22 protein-coding genes are annotated in these 25,450 nt (G+C 53.7%); all 22 read right to left on the bottom strand.

What is annotated here, in order from left to right; genetic code table 11:
• Window positions 1-1,431: a hypothetical protein gene (locus IPM20_03665; protein ID MBK9130728.1), complete on the bottom strand. Its 1,431-nt coding sequence runs from the start codon at window positions 1,429-1,431 to the stop codon at window positions 1-3.
• Between the two features lie 62 nt (window positions 1,432-1,493).
• Window positions 1,494-2,375: a UTP--glucose-1-phosphate uridylyltransferase GalU gene (gene galU, locus IPM20_03660; protein MBK9130727.1), complete on the bottom strand. Its 882-nt coding sequence runs from the start codon at window positions 2,373-2,375 to the stop codon at window positions 1,494-1,496.
• Window positions 2,372-4,189, bottom strand: coding sequence for a polysaccharide biosynthesis protein (locus tag IPM20_03655; GenBank protein ID MBK9130726.1), 1,818 nt, complete (start codon window positions 4,187-4,189; stop codon window positions 2,372-2,374). The genes galU and IPM20_03655 overlap by 4 nt, the downstream gene beginning before the upstream one ends.
• Window positions 4,190-4,449: 260 nt before the next feature.
• The gene (locus tag IPM20_03650; protein MBK9130725.1) at window positions 4,450-5,445 is read right to left on the bottom strand and encodes a glycosyltransferase family 4 protein; all 996 of its coding nucleotides are present in this window, start codon (window positions 5,443-5,445) and stop codon (window positions 4,450-4,452) included.
• A 76-nt stretch (window positions 5,446-5,521) separates the two neighbouring features.
• A complete protein-coding gene (locus tag IPM20_03645; protein ID MBK9130724.1) occupies window positions 5,522-6,502 on the bottom strand; it encodes an NAD-dependent epimerase/dehydratase family protein in 981 nt (326 codons plus the stop codon).
• Window positions 6,499-7,257: a glycosyltransferase gene (locus IPM20_03640; GenBank protein ID MBK9130723.1), complete on the bottom strand. Its 759-nt coding sequence runs from the start codon at window positions 7,255-7,257 to the stop codon at window positions 6,499-6,501. The genes IPM20_03645 and IPM20_03640 overlap by 4 nt, the downstream gene beginning before the upstream one ends.
• Before the next feature lie 98 nt (window positions 7,258-7,355).
• Window positions 7,356-8,591: a glycosyltransferase gene (locus IPM20_03635; protein ID MBK9130722.1), complete on the bottom strand. Its 1,236-nt coding sequence runs from the start codon at window positions 8,589-8,591 to the stop codon at window positions 7,356-7,358.
• The gene (locus tag IPM20_03630; GenBank protein MBK9130721.1) at window positions 8,588-9,589 is read right to left on the bottom strand and encodes an NAD(P)-dependent oxidoreductase; all 1,002 of its coding nucleotides are present in this window, start codon (window positions 9,587-9,589) and stop codon (window positions 8,588-8,590) included. The genes IPM20_03635 and IPM20_03630 overlap by 4 nt, the downstream gene beginning before the upstream one ends.
• Window positions 9,573-11,537: an asparagine synthase (glutamine-hydrolyzing) gene (gene asnB / locus IPM20_03625; protein MBK9130720.1), complete on the bottom strand. Its 1,965-nt coding sequence runs from the start codon at window positions 11,535-11,537 to the stop codon at window positions 9,573-9,575. The genes IPM20_03630 and asnB overlap by 17 nt, the downstream gene beginning before the upstream one ends.
• Before the next feature lie 70 nt (window positions 11,538-11,607).
• Window positions 11,608-12,375, bottom strand: a complete 768-nt coding sequence (locus tag IPM20_03620) for a methyltransferase domain-containing protein (GenBank protein ID MBK9130719.1) — start codon at window positions 12,373-12,375, stop codon at window positions 11,608-11,610.
• Window positions 12,376-12,601: 226 nt separating this feature from the next.
• Window positions 12,602-13,621 (bottom strand): glycosyltransferase, encoded by a 1,020-nt coding sequence (locus tag IPM20_03615; protein MBK9130718.1) that lies wholly within the window; start codon window positions 13,619-13,621, stop codon window positions 12,602-12,604.
• Between the two features lie 137 nt (window positions 13,622-13,758).
• Window positions 13,759-15,195, bottom strand: a complete 1,437-nt coding sequence (locus IPM20_03610; protein ID MBK9130717.1) for a hypothetical protein — start codon at window positions 15,193-15,195, stop codon at window positions 13,759-13,761.
• 66 nt (window positions 15,196-15,261) lie between these two features.
• A complete protein-coding gene (locus IPM20_03605; GenBank protein ID MBK9130716.1) occupies window positions 15,262-16,314 on the bottom strand; it encodes a glycosyltransferase in 1,053 nt (350 codons plus the stop codon).
• A complete protein-coding gene (locus IPM20_03600) occupies window positions 16,311-16,979 on the bottom strand; it encodes a methyltransferase domain-containing protein (GenBank protein MBK9130715.1) in 669 nt (222 codons plus the stop codon). Before IPM20_03600 ends, IPM20_03605 begins: the two co-directional genes overlap by 4 nt.
• 17 nt (window positions 16,980-16,996) lie before the next feature.
• Window positions 16,997-17,848 carry an FkbM family methyltransferase gene (locus IPM20_03595; protein MBK9130714.1) on the bottom strand — a complete coding sequence of 284 codons (852 nt, stop codon included), beginning with the start codon at window positions 17,846-17,848 and terminating at the stop codon, window positions 16,997-16,999.
• A 2-nt stretch (window positions 17,849-17,850) separates the two neighbouring features.
• A complete protein-coding gene (locus tag IPM20_03590) occupies window positions 17,851-19,374 on the bottom strand; it encodes a polysaccharide biosynthesis C-terminal domain-containing protein (GenBank protein MBK9130713.1) in 1,524 nt (507 codons plus the stop codon).
• 18 nt (window positions 19,375-19,392) lie between these two features.
• Window positions 19,393-20,145 (bottom strand): hypothetical protein, encoded by a 753-nt coding sequence (locus IPM20_03585; GenBank protein MBK9130712.1) that lies wholly within the window; start codon window positions 20,143-20,145, stop codon window positions 19,393-19,395.
• 17 nt (window positions 20,146-20,162) lie between these two features.
• Window positions 20,163-21,500: a hypothetical protein gene (locus IPM20_03580; GenBank protein ID MBK9130711.1), complete on the bottom strand. Its 1,338-nt coding sequence runs from the start codon at window positions 21,498-21,500 to the stop codon at window positions 20,163-20,165.
• A gap of 191 nt (window positions 21,501-21,691) precedes the next feature.
• The gene (locus tag IPM20_03575) at window positions 21,692-22,027 is read right to left on the bottom strand and encodes a MarR family EPS-associated transcriptional regulator (GenBank protein ID MBK9130710.1); all 336 of its coding nucleotides are present in this window, start codon (window positions 22,025-22,027) and stop codon (window positions 21,692-21,694) included.
• 234 nt (window positions 22,028-22,261) lie between these two features.
• Window positions 22,262-24,028 carry an SLC13 family permease gene (locus tag IPM20_03570; GenBank protein ID MBK9130709.1) on the bottom strand — a complete coding sequence of 589 codons (1,767 nt, stop codon included), beginning with the start codon at window positions 24,026-24,028 and terminating at the stop codon, window positions 22,262-22,264.
• Between the two features lie 68 nt (window positions 24,029-24,096).
• Window positions 24,097-24,708 carry an adenylyl-sulfate kinase gene (cysC, locus tag IPM20_03565; protein MBK9130708.1) on the bottom strand — a complete coding sequence of 204 codons (612 nt, stop codon included), beginning with the start codon at window positions 24,706-24,708 and terminating at the stop codon, window positions 24,097-24,099.
• Between the two features lie 148 nt (window positions 24,709-24,856).
• Window positions 24,857-25,426, bottom strand: coding sequence for a D-sedoheptulose 7-phosphate isomerase (locus tag IPM20_03560; GenBank protein ID MBK9130707.1), 570 nt, complete (start codon window positions 25,424-25,426; stop codon window positions 24,857-24,859).
• Between the last annotated feature and the right edge of the window lie 24 nt (window positions 25,427-25,450).

Genomic DNA, 25,450 nt, shown 5'->3' with positions numbered 1-25,450 from the left:
TCAACCGGCCAGGCGGGCCAGCCTGAGCTTCCTGAGGAATTCGGCGAACAGTGCGGCGAACACGCCGAACATGATCCCGCAAATGGCGCCCAGGGCCAGAATCACGCTGGACGAAGTACCCGAGTTTCCGATTGAACGCACGGGCTCGGAGACGATGCGGGTATCGGTGAAGTTTTCCAGCCGGTTCTCCAGCTCCTTGACGGCGTATTCCTGCTCCTGCACGGAATACTCGTGCTCGGCGATGAGCAGGGCCATCTGGGCCTTCAGTTCGGGCAACCGGTTTTCCTCTTCCTGGATGGAAATCTCGTGTTCCCGTAGGAACTGCTCCAGTTGCGCTTCCGACTCAAGGATTTCGTCGCGCTGGAGGAGCTGCGCGCGCTTGTTTTCCTCGATCGCGTTATTGATCTCCAGCGCCTCGTTGGCGGCTCCGACCAGGAGTCGTTCCTGCAGCACGGCGAGCCGGTCGGAGCTCTCACGGATTTCGTTGTCGATCAGGAGCTGGGTCATGGCGCGGCTCTCGTCCGACACTTCGCTGACGGCACGGATCCGGGCCGCACCCGCGCTACGGAGTTGGCCGTCGAGCTGAGTGGCCTGCGCCTCGAGCAGGTGCTTCTGGGTATCCAGCTGGCCCAGCTGCATGCGCAGGAGCTGTTCCCGCCCCCTGAGTGAATCAGACTTGAGTTTTGCCGCCTGGACCTGGTTTTCCAGCGCCTTGCGCCGGGCCTCGAAGATGCCTGGATCGCTCACGCGCTGCATCTCCGCCTCCGCCTGACGATATTTGGTTTCGAGCGCGAGCCGCTTCACTTCCAGTGCCTTCTTGTCGCGCAGCGCATCCAGCGTCATTCGCGCCCGCGCCGTATCGATCTCCAAGCGGTGACGCTGTACCGCAAGCTTGCGCACGTGGTCATTGATGAGCTGACGGGAGATCTCGCGATGAAACTCGACATAGCGGCCGTCGAAGTCCTGTTCCGGCGCCCGGCTCTCGAGTACGACCAGGTTGCTGTCCTTGGGCAACATGACATTCACGAAGAGCAAGCTGTCCTTGCCATTGCCGTACTTTTCTTGAAACTGGCGCTGTGTCAGCGGGATGTAGGAATTTTCGAGTTTGACCTTGATCGAAGACGGCGATTCCAGCGGCGTGGCGATGCCGTTGGCCGGTAGGGCGCCGATCTCGATCGTGGTATTCAGCTGCGATTTGTCGGGGATCAACAGCGCCACGAGTGCTGCGCCGCCGATTCCAAGCACCAAGCCGCCGGCCAGCAACCATTTCCAGCGCATCAGGGTCAACCAGAGGTCGAGCAGGCTGATCTCGTCCCGGTCACCATGAAAATCGTCACGGGTCGGATGGAGGTGCACAGCCGGATGGTCTTTAACCTGTAACGGCTCCACCGCCGGAACCGGTTCCTCCGAGACATTGTGCAAGTTCCGCATTCGGCCCCCTCCAGTGCCTGCTGCGGATGTTATTTCAGATGATCACGACCCCCGGGGTCTCCTCACTCCAGCAGGCAGAACTTTTGCAGGTACTCACGGAAAGGCTGTTGCAGATCGGGGTGCTTGAGCGCGTATTCGACTGTGGCCTGCAGATAGCCGAGCTTGCTGCCGCAGTCATAGCGGATGCCATCGAACTCGTAGCCCAGCACTGTCTCGCTGCCCATCAACTGCGCGATAGCGTCGGTGAGCTGGATCTCGCCGCCGGCACCCTTGCCGAGGTTTTCCAGGTAATCGAAGATGCCGGGGGTCAGGATGTAGCGGCCGACCACCGCCAGCGCGGAAGGCGCCTCCTCCGGCCGTGGCTTTTCCACGATGGCTTCCGCCTGGTAGAGGCGGTCACCGATCCGCTTCGGGGTGATGATGCCGTATTTATCGGTCTCGGCGGGATCGACCTGCTCCACGCCGAGCAGGCTGCAGCCCCGCTCCCCGAACAGATCCACCATCTGTCTGAGGCAGCTGTGATCACCGTTGTCGATCAGGTCGTCGGCGAGGATCACCGCGAAGGGTTCGTTGCCGACCACCGACCGGGCGCACAACACGGCATGCCCGAGCCCCAGGGCCTCCGGCTGACGGATATAGGCGCACGATACGCCCTTCGGCAGGATGCCCTGCACCTTGCGCAGGAGGTCGCGCTTGTTGCGCGCGACCAGTTCGGATTCGAGTTCGTAGTTCTTATCGAAGTGATCTTCAATGGCGCGCTTGGCGCTGCTGGTGACGAAGATCAGTTCCTTGATACCGGCCGCGATCGCTTCTTCCGCGGCGTACTGGATCAGGGGTTTGTCGACGATGGGCAGCATTTCCTTCGGATTCGCCTTGGTGGCCGGAAGGAAACGGGTGCCCATTCCCGCGACCGGGAACACGGCTTTGGTAACCTTGTATGTCATACGCTCGCACGTTCGAAGGGGACGACATTGGAAAGCGATTGTTGAGCGGCGAGCTCAGGCACAATCCGTTTGAGCAGGCGGTGAACCTCCCCCTCATCGTATCTCTCCACCGCTTCCTCAATTGCGCGCACATCCGACGTCAGCATCGACCAGTCGACGACGACAGAATGCGCGAGGAGGATTTTATCATGCCCGGTGGATTTATACTCCTCCTGGTCGTAAAACAGCTCCTCGTAGAACTTCTCGCCTGGACGCAGGCCGGTATAGATAATTTCTATGTCCTCTCCAGGGGTCTTCCCGGACAGGCGGATCATCTGCTCGGCCAGATAACCGATGCGCACCGGCTCACCCATATCGAGCACGAAGATCTCCCCGCCCTCGCCCATCACCCCCGCCTGCATGATGAGCTGGGCCGCCTCGGGGATGGTCATGAAATAGCGCGTGATGTCCGGGTGAGTGACCGTCACCGGGCCGCCGGCCTTGATCTGCTTCTGAAAGATCGGAATGACACTCCCGGCTGATCCCAGCACATTGCCGAAACGCACCGTGATGAAACGCGTGCGCGAGCGCTTGGCGAAGGACTGGCAGTAGATTTCGGCCACCCGCTTGCTGGCGCCCATCACATTGGCCGGATTCACCGCCTTGTCGGTGGAGATCATGACGAAGGCCTCGCAGCCGAAGCGGTCGGCGGTCTGGGCCATCAGGCGGGTACCGAGCACGTTGTTGCGCACCGCCTCGCGGGCCTGGGATTCCAGCATGGGGACATGTTTGTAGGCGGCGGCATGGAACACCACCTGGGGCTTGAATCGCTCGAAGGCCCGGACCACCGAGGCGCGGTCGCGCACGTCGCCCAGATAGGCATGCAGGACCAGGTCGGGGTGCTTCCCGCGCAGTTCGCGCTCGATCTCGAACAGGTTGTACTCGTTGTTTTCGAACAGGACCAGGGCAGCGGGTCGCAGGCGCGCGATCTGGCGGCACAGCTCGGAGCCGATCGAGCCCCCGCCTCCGCTCACCAGGACCGTCTGTCCGGCAAGACCCTTGCTGATGCGGTTCCAGTCCAGCGTGATCGGGGTCCGCCCGAGCAGGTCCTCGATATTGACCTCGCGCAGTTCGGATACGGTGGGTTGCCCAGCCCCGAGATCCCGCAGGTTGGGCAGTGTGCGGAACTCGATTTCTGCCTGCTCGCAGATCTCCACGACCCGCCGCATCTGGGCGTTGGTCGCAGACGGGAGCGCGATGATCACCAGGTCCAACGCATGGTCCCGCGCGATCTCGGGCAGCCGGTCGATTGTGCCCAGCACCGGCAGATTATGGACCTTGAAGCCTTTCAGGGCCGGCTGATCATCGAGGAATCCCACCGGGATATAGCCGCCATCCCGTCGCATGTCGCGGGCCAGCATCTCCCCTGCCCGGCCGGCGCCCAGGATCAGTACCCGTTTTCGGTTGGCGCCGTTCAGCATTCCGAGCCGGTAATCCCTCCAGATGCGGTAGCCCAGGCGGGGCGTTCCCAGCAACAGCACCAGATAGATCGGGTACAGCAGGAAGATCGCGCGCGGAATGCCCGCCAGCCGATTGATCAGGAATTCGGCCAGGGCAATGATGAAAACACCGATAGCCGCGGCACGTATAATGTTCCAGAGGTCCGGGACGCTGGCAAAGCGCCAGACACCACGGTAGAGGCCGAAACGCCACAGGACCAGCCCCTGGACTGCTATCACCACTGGGAGGGTTTGCCACAGGACCGGCCAGACACCGGCGGACAGTTGGAAGTTATAGCGGGTCAGGTAAGCCAGGAACCAGGCGCCCGCGACCATGCAGAGGTCATGAGCAACGATCGCGATCCGGCGCTTTGAGGCCAAGGCCCACTCCTCTTGCCAAGTTACCCACCATATCAGTATTAATCGCTGATTTGGTAAGAATTTTTTGTTATTGAAGCAATGCGGCGTATTGTACTGCAATATCTATGCGATGTTAATGCGATTTTACCGCCCGAGGATAGCGGATATTCGGGTTAATACTATCGTATAAATACACGTTGAATCGTAGGGAAAGGTTGCTTCCAGGAATCAGGTTGCTACAAGGAGATTTTCGGCATCCGGCTGGCCAAGTGGCGTCGTTCGATATGACGCACTCCGACCACGCCAGCCAGGCATGTGCTGAGGATCATTCCGATGATCATCCACTGCCCCGCCGTCGAGGCACGAAAGGCGTAGAAGGCGCCCGCGCTGCACAGCAGCATCAACCCGTACTCCCACAGTACGGTACGTCGATGACTCCATCCCGCCTGAACCAGACGCTGGTAATAGTGACTGCGATGCGCTTCCCAGATGCGTTCTCCCTGAAGAGTACGACGCGCCAAGGTCAGTGTCGCATCAAAGACGAACGGAGCAAAGATCAGCATGGCGGTCCATAGCGGGAACAGTCCATCCCGATCCGCCCACAAAGACAGCGCCGCGGCCAGCAACCCGAGGACAGAGGAGCCGGTATCACCCATGAAGATGCGTGCCGGCGGGAAATTCCACACTAGGAATCCGGCAGAGGATGCCGCAATCATCCAGCACATTGCGGCGTAAAAGTCATCCCCTGCAAGGTGACCGAGCATACCCAGGGTGCCGAAGCCGAATACGGCCATACCACCGGCGAGGCCGTCCATACCGTCCATGAAATTGTAGAGGTTGGTCATCCAGATGATGAACAACACGCTTAATACATGCGTTATTCCAGGGGGAAGATTAATATGTAATCCGGGTAATTCAATGGATTGCCATTGTAATCCGCCAATCACGAGGGTTATTGCTGCCAACAGATGGATTGAAAGCCTGATCCTAACGGGTACATGTAAACGATCATCAATGAATGAGATGATAGCTATGATCAATGCACCAGTTGCTAACCAAATAACCTCCAGCACCTCTCCGAACAGCAGCGAGACAGCACCAAGTCCGGCGAGACTCCCGACCCAGATTCCCAGTCCGCCTGTGCGAGGCGTCGGTATCTGGTGAAGAGATCGCTCGTTGGGATGGTCAATAATCCGGAGCAGCGAACCGGTGCGGCTTAGCAGATATACCATGACACAGCTCAGAGCGAAAACCGGAACGAGCAGAGGAATGAGTACTGACATGGATCGGTTCTTTGGGTAGATTTAGCTAAACTGGGCTTGTCTGTTTCGACATGACATTCTCCCTGTACCACCGCCCCATTGCAATCAGACCGTCACGGGATGTTGTGGCGGGTGTCCAGTCGAGCAGGCGGCGCGCTCGCGTGATATCGATCTGTAGCGAACCGCACAGCTGCTGGTACAGGGCAGGCCGGCCAAGCAGGCGGGCGCCCGTCTTGAGCGCTATCGGGGAAATGGGCAGCTGCGTAATTCTCGTGCGCATGCCCTCTGCTACGCAGGCGATGATCTCTGGCGTAGAGACGTCCTCGGCGTCCCCTGCGAGGAATATCTTGCCCCCGGCGGCGGGATGCTGGATGCAACGGACGATCAGATCGACGATATTGTCGAGCGCAACCAGAGTTCGTTTGTTCCTTACGAGGCCGAATGGCAACGGCCAGCCACGGGAGACCAGCGCGAGCAGTCGTGCCAGATTGCCGGGCGGGTCGGGACCGTAGATTAGTGGCGGCCGAATGATGACGATCTCCATCCCGGTAACTTGCCCCAGCGCGCGCAGGCCGATCTCAGCCTCGTGTTTGGACAGCGCATAGGGGGAATGTGGCAGGATGGGCGAGTCCTCCGTAAGACGCTCGTCATGGGTCTCGGTACCATGTACCCCGATCGTGCTGATGAAGACCAGGCGCTTCACGCCAGCATCGGCGGCCTGCCTGGCGAGATTCAGCGTAGCCTCGGTATTAGCCCGGTGAAACTCGGCAACGGGATCCGCGACCCGGTCATTGATCCTGTGCGCGCGCGCTGCCGCATGGACGACCACCTCTGAACCAGCCAACGCCTCCTTATAGTTGTTAGTGGGCCCAATGTCATCAACATGCGTCACCTCTATATGACCGGGCAGGCCCGGGATCGGGCGCCGCGTTATCAGTTTCGGGTCATATATCGCGTCGCGACAGAGACGGTGTAGCAATGTCCTCCCCACGAATCCGGTAGCGCCAGTGAGCAACAGCCGCTTCATTGCTGTCGCCTGAGATACTGCATCAGCTTGAGCGGTATCTTCGCTATCAGCAGAACGATATTGGTATATAAACCATTCTCGCGGCAGGCGCGCACGATCTCGAAGTTCTGATGGATTCTCCCGAGCATTCCATTGTTGCTGATTCCACCGGAACGCATGGTGACAAGATCACGATCGACATATCCCAGCTTCGCCGAGGCTCTGATGATCGTGCGGATCATCATTTCTGAGTCGGCCGACACGCGATAATCCGTCTTGTACGGACCGACCTTCTCATAGAGGCTCCGCTTACAGTAGAAGGTCGGGTGGGCGGGGATAATGCCATAGCGGAGATGACCGGGCTTGAATCCGTTCAGCCGGTAATACCGTTGTACATGAGTCGTGTCCTTTCTGGAGACGATCTTGAGATCTCCGTGCACGGCATCAAAGCTGCCGGAACGTAGCGTGGATACGATTGCCGCGACGGATTCATTGGACGAAAAGTAGTCGTCGGAATTCAGCAGTCCGATGTATTCGCCACGAGCCGTCCGGATGCCTTTGTTGATGGCGTCGTATATACCGGTATCGGGTTCGCTCATCCAGTAATCTATGCTGTGATCATTGCTGCGTAGCAGCTCCAGCGTGTCGTCTGTCGAGCCACCATCGATCACGATATATTCGATGTTCGAATATGTCTGCGCAAGGACGCTGTGAATCGTATCCACCAGGGTGGCGGCGCGGTTATATGTCACAGTGATCACGGAAACGAGCGGCATGTCGGGACGCGTTTGCTTGAATCGTCCCACTGTCCGGAGACCGCCCTCTGCTTTCGTGGCTTTGCTGCTCATCGACCGATCATCCAGCACGAATCTCGTCATGTCCGCTGCCGGGACGCATGTCGGGCGATTCCCTCTTCATAGGCCGACAGGATCTGCTCGGAAATCGTATCCCAGCCATATCGTTGTTCCACCAACCTTCTCCCAAGCATTCCGTGTTGACGAAGGTGGTGGATGTCGGCCAGGCATGCGCGGAGTGCTTTCGCCATGGCTGGAACATCCGCATTGACCACCCATCCGGCGCCAGCAGCTTCGATCTCATCGAAGTGGCAGCCCGGCGATATCATCACCGGAATCGCGTAAGACAGTGCCTCGAGTATAGCCATGGAAAATCCTTCCGCATCGGAAGGAAGGCAAAACAGGTTCGCGCGCAGCAACAGTGCCCGCTTTAGGTCACCCTCTACCATCCCCGGAAAGGAGACGCGACTGGCGAGATCCAATTCGCGGGTTTTGTACAGAAAGTCCTGGTGTATTCCGAACTCGTCCGGACCCGCCATGATCAGATGGGCATCAGGAACTTCGGCTGCGATACGGGAGAATGCGTCCAGAAGGCGGTCGGCACCCTTGATAGGATGCAAGCGTCCCATGAACAGCACGACCTTGTGTGAGGGTTCGATTCCCACCGATCTCAGCAATTCCACCTGACTATCGGTCAGCACGGATAGTTCCGGCAGATCAATGCCGTTCGGGATGACTGCACACGGGGTTTCAACATCAAGCCGTCGATAGCTCTCGCGCTCCGCCTCCGTCAGCGCAATCAGTGTCGTGGCGCGCCTGAGTATCGGTCTTTCAACCAGGGAGATATAGGCATTCTTCTTCAGCGATCGAAACCTCAATCGAGCAGGATCGAATACGCCGCGCTGGTGATAGAAAAGCGGCTTGTCGAACTTGAAGGCGGCCCGTGCCGCCGCCATAGTGGGATAAACGAAGGGCAGATGCACATGGACGATATCTACCTTGGGCACGAATTCCCGTAGTGCTTGCCCCATAGTGGGTGAATACAGGGTCCCAATCGATTTCGACAGATAGCCGATCCTGGAAAAATACCGTTTCAGGTATTCCTCACAGGCGAAATAGTATACCTCCACGCCCTTGATGTTGATCGGAGTATTCAGCGGGACATCCAGTTCCTGGTCGAGGTTCATGTTCGTGGTACACACGATGACCTGATGGCCCTTGCTGACAAGCCGCTCGGCAAGGGCGGATACCGACAGGATGGGGCCGCCCACCCGCCAGGCCGGCTTGTAACCGTGCACCGAAAACAATATTTTCATCGGCCGCCGTCGTTGCTGCGCAGCCAGTCACAGGTCAGGGATACCGCCTCCGGCATGGTGTACGGGAGCGGACCACACACCGAGTGGACAGGCGCTGTGTCGTGAATCATTTCCGTCAGGAGATTATTCAGGCGAAAGCTTGACATTGGCACTGTATTCCAGCCAAGAGATTTGAAAAAATCGCCGATTTTGGCCGCAATCTGGAAGGCCCAGAGTGGCACTTCTCTGACGGGCTTCGCCCGCAGACAGCGCTGTACCTCATTTGCCCATGATTTGAGTTCGATCGGCTCGTAGTCAGCGATGTAAACAGCTTTACCGACCAGATCCCCGCCGCTTCTCTCGATCAGGCGGTCGATCTGGTGAACCGTGTTCAGGACAAAGCCGTAGGACCTTCTGATTCTCCTGCCGGCAGGATGAACATACCAGCCTCTCTGTACGGCAGTGAAGAAATCGCGATAAGGCGATGCAAACCACGGGCCCCAGATTGATGTCGGCCTGACGATGAGCCAGGGAAATGCGTCGCCCGCCTCCCTCCGTACCCGCCACTCGCCCTCGACCTTGCTCTCCCCGTAGGCCGTACTCGCGCAATAATCAAATTCATCAGTGGGCCGGTAGCCAATCCGGCACACCAGCATGGAGGAAGCGAAAATGGCCAGGCGGACGGAGCCTGACGATTTTACTGCGCTAATGATATTGGAGACGCCCGCGGTGTTTGCTTCATAGTCGTTGATGTCCTTTCCGAAAAGGTCGGTGCGCGCGGCCATGTGCAACAGGATATCCGGGCGGAACTTCTGAACCTGGCGGCTGATCGCTACAGCGTCCCGGATATCGGTCTTTATCCAGTAGTTTCCGTGCTCCGGATTCTTTGGCGCGGCAATATCGACATTGACTACAGCATGACCCCGATTCACGTAGTACTCGACAAGATTTGTACCGATGAACCCCGACCCGCCTGTGATTAAGACACGCACGATTACCTCTCTATGCCCTTGGTTCATGTCCTGTGCGCTGCATATCGCCATACCAGCACTGGAACATCAAGATCGTCCATAACTGTGACGTCCAGGCGCGTTTCCCTGTCAAGTGCTGCTCGAGCATGGCGCTCACGAGCGGCTGATTGATCAGCCCCTGACTGCGCAGGAGGCGTGGATCCAGGACATCACGCGCCCATTCCGACAGATTGCTTCTGAGCCAGGTTTCCAAGGGTATTTTAAACCCCTTCTTCGGGCGCTCGATCAGATCTCTCGGCAGGTATTTATCCAGTACCCGGCGCAGCAGCCATTTTCCCGTACCATCGCGCAGCTTCAGATCGGCCGGCATGCGCCAGGCGAACTCGACCACCCGGTGATCGAGTAAGGGTATCCGTCCTTCCAGGCTGACCGCCATGGAAGACCGGTCCATCTTGACCAGGATGTCGTCCGGCAGATAGGTCACAAGATCCCAGGCCATCATGCGTTCGAGCCATGGACGGACCCCTTCGATTACGGCGGGCGCTGCGAGCAATTCCAGCTTGTCGGCATGTCCTGGCATCAGTCGCCCGGTGGAACTCCATAATGAGTGCAGCCTGGAATACAGTCGATCAAAATCACGGGTGCCGAGGATCTCGGAGAACTTGTGGACGCGGTCGCCGAAGCGGCCGGCGGCCAGCGTATCCGGCATGAGGAAACCCAGCCGGTCCCACAGAGTGAACGGTATCCCGCGCAGGAGCGATCCCGCCAGGCTGCGCAGGTGGTATGGAAGCCTGTCGAGGTGCCGCCATAGCTTCAGCGCCAGCTGGTAGCGTTGATAGCCTGCAAACAGCTCGTCGCCGCCATCGCCGGACAGGGCCACGGTGACGTGCTCGCGTGCCATCCGGGAAACCAGATAGGTCGGGATCTGGGAGACGTCAGCGAACGGTTCATCGAAGATCGCGGGGAGCCTCGGGATGACATCGAGCGCGTCCTTGGGAGTAACGTACAGCTCAGTATGCTCGGTCCCCAGACGGTCGGCGATTGCCCTGGCATAGGGCGCCTCGTTAAAGCGGGCATCGTCGAAACCGATGGTGAACGTCCGCACACGCTCCCGGCTCTGATGCTGCATCAGGGCGGTGATCAGGGAGGAATCAATCCCACCGGAGAGAAACGCCCCCAGCGGGACATCGGCCTCCATCCGGATCCTGACGGCATCACTCAGGAGCCGATCGAGGTCGTTTGCGGCTTGCTCTGAGTCATGAACGGGGTCGGGAACTGCCGTTACCATATCCCCGACTGACCAATAGGCGGCATCACTGACGAGCCGGCACGACGTCCTGGTCACACGGAACGCCAGGACATGCCCAGGCTCGACCTTGGCAATGCCGGCGAAGACCGACCTCGGCGCGGGCACGTAACCGAACCGGAAATACAGATCCAGGGCGTCCCGATCAAGGCCAAGATTACGGGGAAAGGCTGCATGAATGGCACGCAACTCGGAAGCGAACACCAGCGTGGTGTTAATAAAGCCAAAATACAGGGGTTTTTCCCCGATGCGGTCACGTACCAGATATAGAATATTTTCGAGCTTGTCATAGACGGCGAAGGCAAACATGCCATTCAGGCGGGGCAAGGTTGACATGACGCCCCAGCAGTCGATGGCCTCCAGCAAGGCCTCAGTATCGGAGTGGCCGCGGAATATCACATCAGGCCGCTTTTTGACAAGCTCGTCCCGCAAGTCGTGATGATTGTAGATTTCGCCATTGAAGGCGATGACAAACCTTCCGGATGCCGACGCCATGGGCTGGTGACCGGCCGCGGACAGATCGAGAATGGAGAGGCGGCGGTGTCCCAGCCCGAGGCCGGTTTCCGGCTCGTACCAGATGCCACTGTCATCGGGACCGCGATGACGGATCGTATCGGTCATGACGCGAAGCCGGCGCTCGGCGTCTTCCGAAGAAATCCGCAGATCGACAAAGCCCACAAGGCCGCACATCAGCTGCAGGGCCTCATGCCGACGAGGTTGGCGGTCACGAGATAATTATTCACGTCAGATCGCCAATCGATCAGCCGGCTAACATGGCCTGGATCAGGGCGCCGGACACCCGTAGGTCCTGTTCAGTGATGTGCCGAAACCGTGGGGCCAGCTGGTCTCTTGTAAGTGCGCCGGAACTTTCCGCGATCTGCTCATTCTTGATGATGAAGCCGGCATCGCGCAGGCAGGCAAGATGTTCGGAGTAGACCCTGCGGTTCAACAGATAGGGCAGTCTGCCGCGCATGATCTTCCAGGCCAGATCCGAATAGCCGAGGTGACCATTCCAGGCCTCGGCCATGCCGTGGCACTTGAAATCGATCTGATGGGAGACGTAGCCGGTCGGCCTCAGCCATCTGGCCATCGCCCGATAGGCATTGGGCAGGTCGTCGACATGTTCCAGCACGGCTTGGGAAACGATGAGATCGATGCTTCCCGCCTCGATCAGCCTCTCGGAGTTCCACGGCGCGATGTAGCGGATGGCGCCGGTGCCGGCGACCAGGTCGGCACGGAGGTGTCCGATGCGGTCCTGCGCCAGTGCAGTGTCCAGCCTGGAAGACGGTAGCAACCAGTCGGGAAAGGAATAGTCGTTCAAGGTGGGTCGGACGCGGGGAAATTCCTCGGGACCGGGAATCGGCTCGCGTCTGCGGAAGAATTCGACGAGTTCGTCGAAAACGACGATATTGCGCGCCGAGACGGCGTGCGGGATCGCATCGAGGGCCGAATAGGTGTCAGCTCCCGTGATCAGCGCAGCGAGGCCGATGCCAATGGAATCACCGGGGCCAAGTTCGGCTACATGCATGGGTAATGAGGGCAATCCCGCCTTTGCGGCAGTGACCAGGTGCCGCAGCCAGACCGAGTAACAATAGCGGGAGGACGTCGTCCCGCCGGTTCCCCGCCGCAGCATATCGTGGGCCTTGGGTATGCAGGTGATGCATCCGAGGGCCATATATTTATATTTTTTTAGCATGCGTGTGTTAGTTAATCCAATGCCGGTGCGGGGTTATCTGCCGTCATCATAGCAGAGTCTATCTTAGCGCCCGCTCGTACAGCAGCTCATAATTTCGGGCAACGGTTTCCATATTCATCCGTGCAACGGATTGCCGCGCCAGTTCCGCGCGCCGGCACGCCTCGTCCCGATGTGCGATCAGCGAAATCATCGCGCCTGCCAAGGCAGCGGCATCGCCGACCGGCACCAGGACGGCGGTGGATTCGTCGAGGATCTCACGATGCATGGGGATATCGCTCACGATGATCGGACATCCGGCCGCCATGGCCTCGAGAACAACGTTGGGCTGCCCTTCATACTGACTCATGCTGATCAGGGCGGTCGCGGTTTTCAAGTAACCCCACCACTCCGTCTGATACGGCATCACCGAAACCGAATCGCCAAGACTTGATTCTCGTATCAAGTTGTCTAATTCATCACGTAGCGGACCATCGCCAATGATCAATGCGCGTGCCGGATAGGTATGACGGACGATGCGGAGCGCCCTGACCAGCGTTTGCGGAGACTTGTGTGGAAGCAATCTCCCGACCAACAGGAAGCTGCCGCCATCTGGATCAGCTCCAGGAATGCCAAGCGGTCGCGCCGTACGAATGCCCGCCAGGTCCAGACCGTTAGATATCGTCGCCAGGCGATCCGGTTTACCGATGTGTTCCAACCAGTAGTCGCAACCCGCCTGTGAATTGGCAACGATCAGAGAAGCAAGCCTGGCGACCTGGCGGCGCAGCCACCAGACCGACCTGGGAGGCCGCGTAAATGCCTTTTTTGAGTTTCGCTCACTCAGCACCCAAGGTTTCCCTGCCACCGTGGCGACGAGGCCGCCGACGATATCCATCTGAGGAAGCCACGTCTGGACAATATCCGGATTGATCGTCTTGATCAACGACCAGAGGCGTCTGAACAACAGCGGGTGGGCATACCGAAAATCTCCTAGAAGATGTATAACAACCCCATGGCTACGCATTAATCCTTCGTGGTGCCCACCCCTGCGGGTCGCCACATGGACATTCATACCATTTTTTGCCTGCTCCAATGCAAGCATAGCAAGTTGACGTTCAGCACCTCCCCCGCCTAGCGTTGGGGTGACATGAAGAATATTTCGATGTCGTCGCAATGGATTAATGCAGCTTTTACTGAATATTTGTATGGGATCAAGTTTTCAAATGACGGATCTTAGGATTACGTCGCTTTTATAGTTTTTGTTAGCATCTGTGGCAAATATTTCAGCGCTATGTAGATTGGAATAAATTCATATAGATACCATACCGTTGCATAGAATGTCGTCGCGCGAAAGGTGTAATAAATAGTAAGGCACAGCCATAAGTACAAAAGCACCGTCATAAAACTCTCTTGATTTTTGACGAAATATCGGTGCAATAAACCACAAACAGTACCTAGCAATATTCCTCTTACAAGAATTTCAATCCAATCAAGTCCAATGATAGATTGCGATACAACCCCCCACATTTTTCCTGAGATCCCGCTACGATCAGTTGCCTCCAAATACCATTGTGACGCAGATTGCTTATCAAATGGGAAAATCTGCTGTGGCGGAAACAAACTGATAAAGTCATATAGATGTACATACCATGGCGCAATCAATGTTCCGTTTTCAGTCCGCTTCCAGACGTCAAAAGCAGTGCCGAGTAGGGCTTGAAATTCGTTTGTGGCAGATAAAATACTAACTCCAGCCACATTTGAATCACTCAGGCTTAGCCCTCTGATATACCCAAATAATAGAAAGCATACAAGAAGAATGCAGGCAGCTATTGTTGCTGTTCGTAATTGAATTCGGCGAACCTGATAATCAAAGAGAAGCACTGCGGCAACCAATAACAATATAACTTGAGTTCTTGATCCCATCACATAAATCGCATAGCCAATTTCCACTATCATCCAGGTGTAAAATGTAGCGCGCCACATTGGCTTTCGATACCTGGCAAGAATTGCATACAATAGCGCCAGCTTCAGAATAAAAAACATGCCCCATAAATAATTCGATACTTGTCGCAGAATTAGTGGACCCGTCTCTGCCGCGCCACTTTTTCTTTGATCCATTAATTCTTCATATGATGGATTGAATGTGATTCCAAGTGCGTAATCTATAAAAATGAAGTACATAGACATTGCGAAAAGCATCGTAGTAATCACAATTAGTTGTGCATTGCTGACATAGCTGCGGTGCGGAGCTTGAGAGATAGATTGGCGACCTCGCATCAATGAGTACGTAATGACAAATGCCCATATATATAAAACATGCCTCCAGTGAAACATGCTTAGCTCGTAAGGGCTGGGTTGGTAGCTCTGAAGACGACTGTCACTTAATGCAGTAAATGCAAACTCACCCGCGATATAATTTAATAGTGGTACTGCTGTATATAACAATGTTGCAATCGCGCATAATAAGCCAACATCAAAAATTCGGATTCCTGCGTCTCTCGAATTTATAAATAACATGAGCCATACGAGAGCGAGGCTAGCGGCAGTCAATACATAATAGATCATGCGGTGCTCTGGAGAAGAAAGCATAATCATGCTGAGCCAGGCGGTCCCGAGACCAAATAACCAGGCCAAGTATTTCAAGGAAAATTTTCTTCCCAAAATATCCTGAAGCATTCCGTTCCGTTGCATCATTAGAGAAGCCTGATATGATTACTCAGAAATTATTGTCGAACTAAGAATCTAAAAATTATTAATACCTTTCGATATTAGCTTCCCAAGGTCTCTCATTCTTGTCTTTAGTCGATGATCTCTCATCACTCGCCTATAACTATTAATTGCAATGTTAAGACGCTCGTCTTCATGAGAGAGATAATAGCTAATCTTGTTAATTAATTCTCTTGAGCTATCATAAGAAACAATTTCACTTCCAACGTCATAAAAGCTTTGTAGATATTCACCACCATCAGAGATCTGCATTACCCCGTTAGCAGCAAGATCAAACAACCGATAATTACCTACTGTATATTTTCCTCGGTTATGAACATTGATTCCGATCTTTGTTCTTTGGTATAAGGATACGTATTTTGTAAATGGCACTGATCTAATCCAGCCTGGTAATCTAAATTTAATGTTGAAATAAATATTCCTTTTCAGAGTGGTGACGCCATATAGATAGAATCTTCTGCCAAATGCACGTTTAACATCCGCTAATAGCGGCATCTTGTTAAGATGCTGGGCGCCGATAAATATCAAATCGATATCCCTTTTCTGTGAGAAAAGAGAGGTTTCTGATCTGCCCTTGTCATATAAAGCGTCAAATACAGCGAGCGGCCAGAAGTCGACTCTACGAGCGCCGCAATACCGGAGCTTTTCCTCCATGCCCATGTCCGGGCTGTACGCGGGACTGTGATAAAGAACATGGTCATAAGCATGAAGGAAGGCAAGGTCGCGATCGTATGCAGCTACTGGCCCATCAGTAGTTCTGAGAACCTTGTATGCCTTTATTTTTCGCAGATAGTCTGGGTGATATGGAAATCTATTATCTACAACTACTGCATCAATCTTGTATTTGTTAAGAGCTGATTCAAATTCGTTATAGAGATGCATGAGTTGCTTATCTCTATTAAAATACAGATCATCGAGAATTTGGGCGCGCACATATAGCTTTGGGTCGAGAAGCTCTCCATGATTAAAAGGTATAAATTTGTACTCATGATCAGAGGCCAATGATATTTCGTGTGTCCAGTACTCTGCCTCACGACCTTTCTTGTTGAATGAATATAATATATTCATTTGAAGCTCTTCGATTTCAATACAAAGTTGTAACTAGGAGGCCAATCCTTGTTTCGATATTTATGAAGAATTTCGAAATGATTGCGAATCCTTTGTGTGATTTCTTTTTTTCTGAAACCCTTTACCCCAATCTCCCAGTAATGTTGGCCGCTGCAGTACTTAGCAGATTTTCCATCATGTCTTCTGAAATAGTTAAATAGATCGATTGTGAACGTTAGGTCGATATTTTTGAATCCTGCAATCCATCGAAATTGCATATGCCTCCCTGCAACTGGAAGATATATCAGTGCGCTTCGTCCAATTCTGGAAATCTCTGACAGAGACTGATCAAGATACGGCTCTGCAAGATGCTCCAGGACATGCGATGCGATCACTGAGTCAAACTGACTGTTACTGAACATCGTCATGTCATGAACGCTTCCTGTTATGTCTGGCCTAAAGGTATTATCAATGTCAAATGTTGTTACTGAAAATCCACGGCTACGCAATATACCAGCTTCGAGACCTTGTCCTGGCCCAATAAGAAGTACGGATTTAATTCCGCCAACTGATACAAGATCTCGGTAGTGATAATAGGCGTTAATAAAGTTGCAGAGAGAGAGCTTTTCCTTCCATTTCTCCCTATCTATCGGCATTACATGCGGCTCTGGGATCGTGCTATTCATGACTTTTCTACGCCATTTCACTTGCAATATCGAGCTATTAGATTAATAGATGTTGTCATTTCCGGATCATACTCAGGGAGAAGGCGTCGGATTGAATCGACATCTTTATACTCATTGATCATTTTAATTTCAGAAAACATGTATCCGTGATTTCTGAGTAGCAAAAATGGATTTTGATCATCACTTTCGAAATGTCGAGAGACAGCCTCCATTAGAAACACGGGTCGATAATTTGAAATTGTCGTTTCTCCGCCAGTCAATACTGAATATTCATTGCCATCAACGTCGATTTTTACAAGATCTACGCGCGAGATCTCCTGCTCTGATATCCAATTATCTAGACGTCTAAAGTCAGTCTTTGATGAAACATCGTTTCGCTTTCCATCAGTTCTCCAGCTTGATCGGAATGTAATTTCTTTAGAGAATTGATTGGTTGAGGCTAATGCAAGCTTGAATGCCGATATATTCATATTTGGATTCAGGTGTATATTCTTTATTAGTTTGTTGTACCCGAAATCAGTTGGCTCGAATGCGTACACGGCACCGCTGCGGCCAACCAGATCGCCAAATAGAATAGTATGCGCGCCAATATTAGCTCCAATATCTAGAACCGTCATGCCCGGCATCGTATATCTCTTGATGGCGGATACTACTTCCGGCTCAAATCGATCGAGATAGAGCGCAATATCTATTGTTTCGCCAAGGTCTAGCTCATATCGAAGATTATTGATAGATATTGTAGTTTTTCTTCCCCGCATCAGCGCGCAGAACATCCTGAAATAAGCGCGACGTAGCGCTCTTGATGGCGTATTAAGATAGATAAATCTTGCTGTATCAACTAATGCTGATCTAGTCCGCTTCAGGATCATTACTATCTCCAGTTGCTGTGGTTATATTCAGGCAATGTTTTGAAGGATCGTATCCTTGCAAGCATACGAGCCCGATCTGAAGCGCCAAACATTAGAAAGAAGCAAGAAGGTATCCCAAAGGTGACTGTAAGAAGGCATGCAGACAAAAATGAGATCCAGGTTGAGGCATCCATCTGATTTGATATGACGTATAACAAGATAATCCATATTAGAGCGCCAATAAATCTCCGGGCTACGTCATATATTGAATTATCGATTCTAAATCTCTTGTGAACAATCTTTGTAAATAGAAATGTCATTGGTAGGCGGCCAATAATCATGGCAATACATAAACCGACGAGACCATACTCAGGGACAAGAGCAAACGCCAAAGTGACAGATAAAACCGCTGATATTGCTCCTATAAAAACTTTTCTCTTAATATCCAAGGTTAGATCTATGATGAACGCATCGCTTCTTATCATCGCAATTTGGATTGAGAAAACTAGGATAAGCGCATCTACAAGTCTCCCTGCATATATCTCGTGGCCTACCCATAAAGTAATAAATGCATTGTTCCATGCGATGATAAGAGAGCCGCCAATTGCGCACGCAAACCATACATAATCCAGCAATTCACGGCGCGTCTCGATGACACGTCTATCATCACCATTGCTGACCATATTACCCATGCCGGGCACCGAAGCGCCGACGATGAGGGCGATAATGGTAACTAGTGTTTGAGCCGCAAAAGAGGTAATTGAATATTCAGTTACTGCGCTGAGTGTCAGAATCATACCCAAAATCACAATATCACTATTGAGAATCACCTTATTGATGAGCGTCCAGCATGCAAACCATATATTCAAGCGCAAAAATCTGGCAGCACCTCTAAATAATGGCACAATTCCCGGAAACCAGGCTACATTGATGCGTACGATCCACATAAACAATAGTGCACCAGCCAGGCTTCCAGCAGCATTTGCTGACGCTATACCAATTAGCCCATATTCATACCTCAAGCTTAAGGCCATGAGCAGACCGGTGAGGATAACCACCGTTAATGTCGCCCATACACGCTTGTAACCAAGATTGACTCCAACGAGTACCGAGATGGCAATAGAGCCTAGTCCAATACATAGAAACCCCATCACCAGAACAATGGTGGCAATCCTGATCTGCATGTAGTGATCTGATGTTGCATCAATCCATGCGGGCACAAACCAGGCTAGCATTCCGCCAAGAAATAGAACGATAGGAATAAATCCCATCCAGACTGCAATTGCATGCCTTACAGCAATCCTATTCTCATCTGAATGACCACTGCCTTGACGGCTGGCAATCATCCATTGAAGTCCCTGAGTTGGTCGGCCGTCCGCCACGTAAAGATAAGTGATCAGTCTCTCGAGGATTTTCCATATTCCATATACTGAGTTACCCAGGCCATGAACAAGAAACGGTGTCAATATAAGCAGCATGATGTTGCGAGAAATGAACTCAGCTATTGCTGCTAGGCTATTTAATATGGCCGTATTACCTAAGCGCATGGTCTATTGCCATCCCATTTATGGCTGTTTGGATTTCATATCAGCACGATAGCTGGACAGGAACGATGCAGCTGCGTCTGTAACATCATCAATATTCATCTGGGTGGTATCCAGGTCAAACACAGGGATCTGCTTCTGATGACGCAGTAAATTGATAATATGTTTGTACGCTATCACGTAATCCGCATGATGCAATGCGATGTTTCTATCTGTTATAAATACTTTCTGATATTTATTCCAGTCAGCTCTAGATTTTCGTCTAGGCATTAATTTTTCATCCGACCCATATAAATAGATCACTCCATCGATACGATTGCCTATCTTCTTGCACAGAAAGTTAGTTAAGTCCTTAAGCTCAGGGCGCGCCTCGCTTGTACGCATAACTTCAAGAAATGCCAGATTGTATATTGGTCCTTGATCAATCAATCTGGGGGAGCGTAGTCCTGATTTGATTTGACAATCTTCTGAGCTGAAAGCCAGTATGCGCGCCAGCGATCGCATCTCCTCAATTCGATATATGATCCGTTTCCTAAGCAAATAGCATTGTTCTGGAATATCAATCCAATTCGCTCTAGCGAAAAATAGTGATCTATAGTTCCATGCAGCCAGGGCGGCATATCGAAGTATGGCTGTGTTACTAGATAATAGATGTCTTAGCGATATCTTGATTGCAAGGTTATTTTTGCAAACCAGATTTCTGATAAGAGTAGTCTTGCCGACTCCTGACACTCCAGCTATTTCTATAACCGGGGATTCAATGCTGGAATTCATTTGATAGGCTTCTATACTTATAAATGCTGCCAGATAACTTGCTTTATCTGACGAATAACATCATGCGTTCCAAGATTCCCATCTATATAAATAGCCTGCTGTTTTAGCCAACTGCTCTCGGTTATCTCTTCGTTTCTGCGGCGTACATAATCGCTCAGCTCATCAACTTTCCTTGTCACCGCTGTCTCGATATTGACAGCTATGTGAATCATTAGGCCAGGCATCGCTATGCGATCGAGGTAGCCCCGCTCCCAGGCTGTCAGTAGCGTGGTTATTGAATTATTCCGGTGTTTCATAGCCATGTGACAGGTCGGACCATCCATGGTGGAGAATGTCGGAAAATAGTAGCGGTCAAAGATAACAATTCTGCCTTGGGAAGCCTTTTGTTGCGCATATTTGAAGCAGCGATAGCGGTCGCGGGCGTATAAGACGGAGCGCACCATCCAGAGGTAACCTGGAAAAGATTGTATGTCACTCAAAGCGGCGTATCTGCGTCTGATTCCGGTGAGCTTCAGAAACCCGTCCACAAGATAGCTGAAGAGTGCTCGCTCAGGCTTCCCCATGTGAAGCACAGCAATATCAAAATCTGGTTGGAGCCACTTCGTGATACCAGAGATCGCGGTCGATTTCCCCGCGCCGTCCCCACCGACAATGGCGATAGTCAAGCCTCCAGATACAAGCCTTCGTCCAGGTAGATATGCGGGTAAGTGACGTCCCAGCAATAGCTGTAGCCGCACTTTTTGGCGGCGGATGCTCTCACGTAACCAACCTGACCGCTGATAGCCGGATAGGGCATGTCGGATTTGTTTGTTGACTATGTGGCGCAGAAAGATGCCTGCTCCAGGCTGTAGACTTTTGATGCATCGTTGCATTAAGTCTTCTCTGAGTATGGGGAGATGCTGGGAAAGTACGCTGCCTGTAAGCGTACAGTTTGCCCGAGTCATGAGATCATTGAACTCCTCTAGTGCATTTCCTGTCAGTACGCCGCGACCTCGGATGATGCCTAGTAATGAGAATTTCAGTGCCATGCGTATACAAAAAATCGCCAATTCCATCTCTACGGATGGTGTCGGTAGACTAACGTTTTTTTGGCGAGTCGCCGTTGACAGATAGGCCGCCTCGACCGGAAGCCAGATATTTTTCGTAGTGTCATGTCCGAGCACCAGGAGATAATGCGCCTGAACGTGAAATATCCGGCCGCTCTCGGCATCGTATCCGAAATAATCCTCGAGACCTGGAATGTTCCGGAAGCCGGTTCCACGCGTCAGCTTGAGACCGCGAGAAAACGCGATGGCACGAAAGCTCCCAGCATCCCGGCGAGCGATCAGCAGATCGAGATCATTCTCGCCCGTCATGGATCTCTGCAGAGCATTGTTGCTTTTCCAGTGGCAGAAGCTGATGCCGCTAGTGAGCAGCGCGTTGCACAGCCGGACAATTTCAGTCAAAGGTTGTCTAGGAGTCATATGGTCTCTGGGATCTCGCGCGCCACCCACTCAGGTCGAGCCTGTGTCAAGCTAAGAACATATATAGTCATGTCTGCATGAAATTAAGATGGGCTGTCTTGCATGGCTTCACGTTTGAGCTCTTCGATGATTTTCCGTATAGCCTCATATTCATCCATTTTATGCTTTAGAAACCGCGCCGCGACTATCGCCTTGGCTTCCAGCCCCTTCGGGGTAAGTACGTACGAATATGCGCGCTTGTTATTGCTTTTTTGAAAATTCCTGGCTTTAACCCAGCCGCGAGTGATCAATGCATTAAGGCAATAATTAGCCTTTCCAAGGCTTATTCCCAACTGCCGAGCAAGGCCACGCTGAGTAAGATATGGGTTGGTATCTAGAGCTTTGAGGATACGATAGCGGACTTCATCGGTATTCGTCATATTCCCCACACCATAGCTATATGCTCAATAATATGTTCATTAATTGAACGCAGACTATAGTACTGACGTATTCTGGTCAAGGTTTTGCTGCGTAACAGAACCACTAATTTATCTTCGTGAGAGATAACTACGTGGGAAGTTAGTCGTAAATACTAGGTAAGATTGTTTCAGAAAGAACTTTCAGAGCTGAAAAGCTTATCAGGATTAACCATGCGCTTTCTCTTAATAGAAAGCTCAGAACGTCCATACCTTTGGAACGATAAGCATCACCAGGATCCCCACCATGATGGTCAATGGGATACCCAGCTTCATATAATCAGTGAAGCGATAGCCCCCCGGTCCCAGTACCATCAGGTTGGTCTGATAGCCGATCGGTGTGGCGAAGCTCATCGAGGCGGCGACAGTGATGGTTATCATGAAGGGCATGTAACTCACATCGAGCGATTTGCTCAAGGCCATGGCGATGGGAAACATCAGTGCCGCAGCGGTATTGTTGGTGACGATCTCAGTGAATACTACCGTCATGATATATACGATGAACAGCGCCATCAGCGGCCCTGCTCCGGTGGATGATAGAAAGGTATCCGCGATCGCCTGGGCGGCGCCCGTGGTTTCCAGTGCCTTGCCGATGCCGAGCGAGGCGGCGATGACGATCAGGATCTGCCAGTCTACCGCGGCGCGCGCGTTGCTGCCGCGCGTGCAGCGGGTGATCAGCATGGCGCCGGCGGCCAGCAATGCGGCCTGCAGCATGCTCAGCCAGCCGAGGGCGGCGGCGAGCACCATGCAGAGCATGATGACGAGGGCGATCGGTGCCTTGTCGTGACTAAGCGGATTGGAACCTTCCAGGCGGCTGACCAGGTAGAAATCGCGGGAATTGCGCTGTTGTTCGACGAAGGACGGATGCCCCTCCAGCAGCAGGGTGTCACCGGGGCGCAGCACGATGTCGCCGATCTTTCCCTTGAGCTGTTCACCGCTGCGCGACACGGCGATCACCGCCGCGTTATAGAGGGTGCGGAAGCGGCCCTCACGGATGCTTTTGCCGACCAGGGGGCAGCCACTGGAGATCACCGCCTCGATCAGGCAGCGTTCCGGGCGTGGCATGCCCAGCTTGAAGATCTGATTGGTGGCCGGGTTGAGACCCTTGATCTTCTGCAGATCGATGACCGATTCCACCGCCCCGGCGAAGATCAGGCGGTCGTCGGCCTGCAGGCGTTCGAGGCGTGAGACGGCGGGCAGCACCTGCTCGCCTCGGTCGATCTCGATCAGGTACAGTCCCGGCAGGTGGCGCAGGCCGGCCTGCTCGACCGTTTTGCCGACCAGGGGGCCAGCGGGATCGACCATCATCTCCACGGTGTAGCCGCGCGATTCCTCGAACTGGCTGATGGCCGGGCGCCGGTCGGGCAGCAGCCAGCGGCTCAGCAGGATGATGCCCAGAAATACCACAATGACCAGCGGGATGCCGACCCAGGCCAGCTCGAACATCTTCAGGCCCTGCCCGGTCTCCTTGATCAGCATGCCGTTGACCACCAGATTCGTGCTGGTGCCGATCAGCGTGCAGGTACCGCCGGCGATGGTGGCGTAGCTGAGCGGGATCATCAGCTTCGACACGGAGATTTGATGCCGTCGCGCCCAGTCCTGTACCGCCGGAATCATCATCGCCACTACCGGGGTATTGTTGAGAAACGCGCTCATGGCGGCGACCGGCGTCATCAGGCGGAGCTGGGCATGGAGCGTCGATCGCGGGATGCCGAGCAGGTGTTGCACGATCCAGGCGATCGCCCCGGTATCGCGCAGTCCGGTCACGATGACGAACATGATCCCGACTGTGACCATGCCCTCGTTGGACAGGCCAGAGAGGGCTTCGGCCGGGGTCAGGATCCCGGCTGCCAGCAACAGGGTGAGCCCCGCCATCATGACGATATCGGGGGCCGTGCGTCCGTGGATCAGCAGTCCCAGGCATAGACCGATGACGGCTATGGTGAACCAGGCTTCCAGAGTCATGGGCTTCGGGATATTGCTTAATTGGTGCTGCCTGATATGGGGACAGATTTGAAATCTGTCCCCACTGCCTAGTTTTTCAGGATGCCGCGCGCGCGCAGCAGGTCGAGGACCTGGTCGGCGCATTTTTCGAGCGGATCCTTGCCTGTTTCGACTATGATCTCGGGGTTTTCGGGCGCCTCGTAAGGTGAAGTGATGCCGGTGAAGGCCTTGATCTCGCCCGCACGCGCCTTTTTGTACAGACCCTTTACATCGCGTTGCTCGCATACCTCGAGGGAAGCTTTGCAGTAGATCTCGATGAAATCGCCATGCATGACCAGGCCACGAACGCGTTCGCGGTCGGCCCGGAACGGTGAGATGAAGGCGGTCATCGCGATGACGCCGGCCTCGACGAAGAGCTTCGACACCTCGCCGATGCGGCGGATGTTCTCCACGCGATCCTCGTCGGAGAATCCCAGGTCATTGCACAGGCCATGGCGGATGTTGTCGCCATCGAGCACGAAGGTGCGGCATTTCATCTTGTGGAGCTTGTCTTCCACGGCATGCGCCAGGGTCGATTTCCCGGAGCCGGACAACCCCGTGAACCACAGGATGACGCTCTTGTGCCCATTCATCGCCTCCCGCATCTGACGGTCGATGGTGGCCTGATGCCAGACGACGTTGGTGCTTTTCTTGTCACTCATGATAAATCTCCGGGTTTTCTGTTTATCAAGGTTATCTTCAAATTCTGGCTCTGCGACATGAATCAGAGGTAACGAGTGATGGGTAATGGGTGATTATGTACAGATACTTTCTATACTCATCACCCATTACCCATAACGCATATCCAATCTATTTCCCGCACCCCCGTTCGATCAGATCGCACAGTACATGTCCAATCAGCCCATGCATTTCCTGAATCCGCGCGGTGTTCTGTGCCGGTACAACAATCGACAGGCGGCACAGTTTCTTTAATTGGCCGCCGTCCCTGCCGAGCAGGCCGATGGTGGTGGCCCCCTGCCCGTTTGCCTGTTCGATGGCGCGCACTATATTCGGGCTGTTGCCCGAGGTAGAGAGTCCCACCAGCACATCTCCGGGGCGCAGCAGTGCCTCGACCTGGCGCTGAAAGATGCTGTCGAAGCCGTAATCGTTGCCCACGCTGGTCAGGATCGAGGTATCGGTGGTCAGCGCGATGGAGGCCATGGCCTTTCTGTCACGCTCGAAGCGGCCAACCAGTTCCGCGGCGATATGCTGGGCATCCGCGGCACTTCCCCCATTGCCGCACCAGAAGATCGTGCGACCGCCCTCGATGCATTCGACCAGGCATTGCGCGACCCGATGGATTTCCGGGACGAGCTGGTCCCGGACGGCGGCAAGCACCTTTTGGTGATCTTCGATCGCTTTCAGTATGGGGTCGGTCATGATCGGTGATGAGTGTGATCGGTT

It is taken from the genome of Gammaproteobacteria bacterium, assembly GCA_016716465.1.
Taxonomy (GTDB): domain Bacteria; phylum Pseudomonadota; class Gammaproteobacteria; order SZUA-140; family SZUA-140; genus JADJWH01.
Note: the sequence above shows the minus strand (reverse complement) of the source record. Positions and strands in the feature narration are given on the sequence as shown.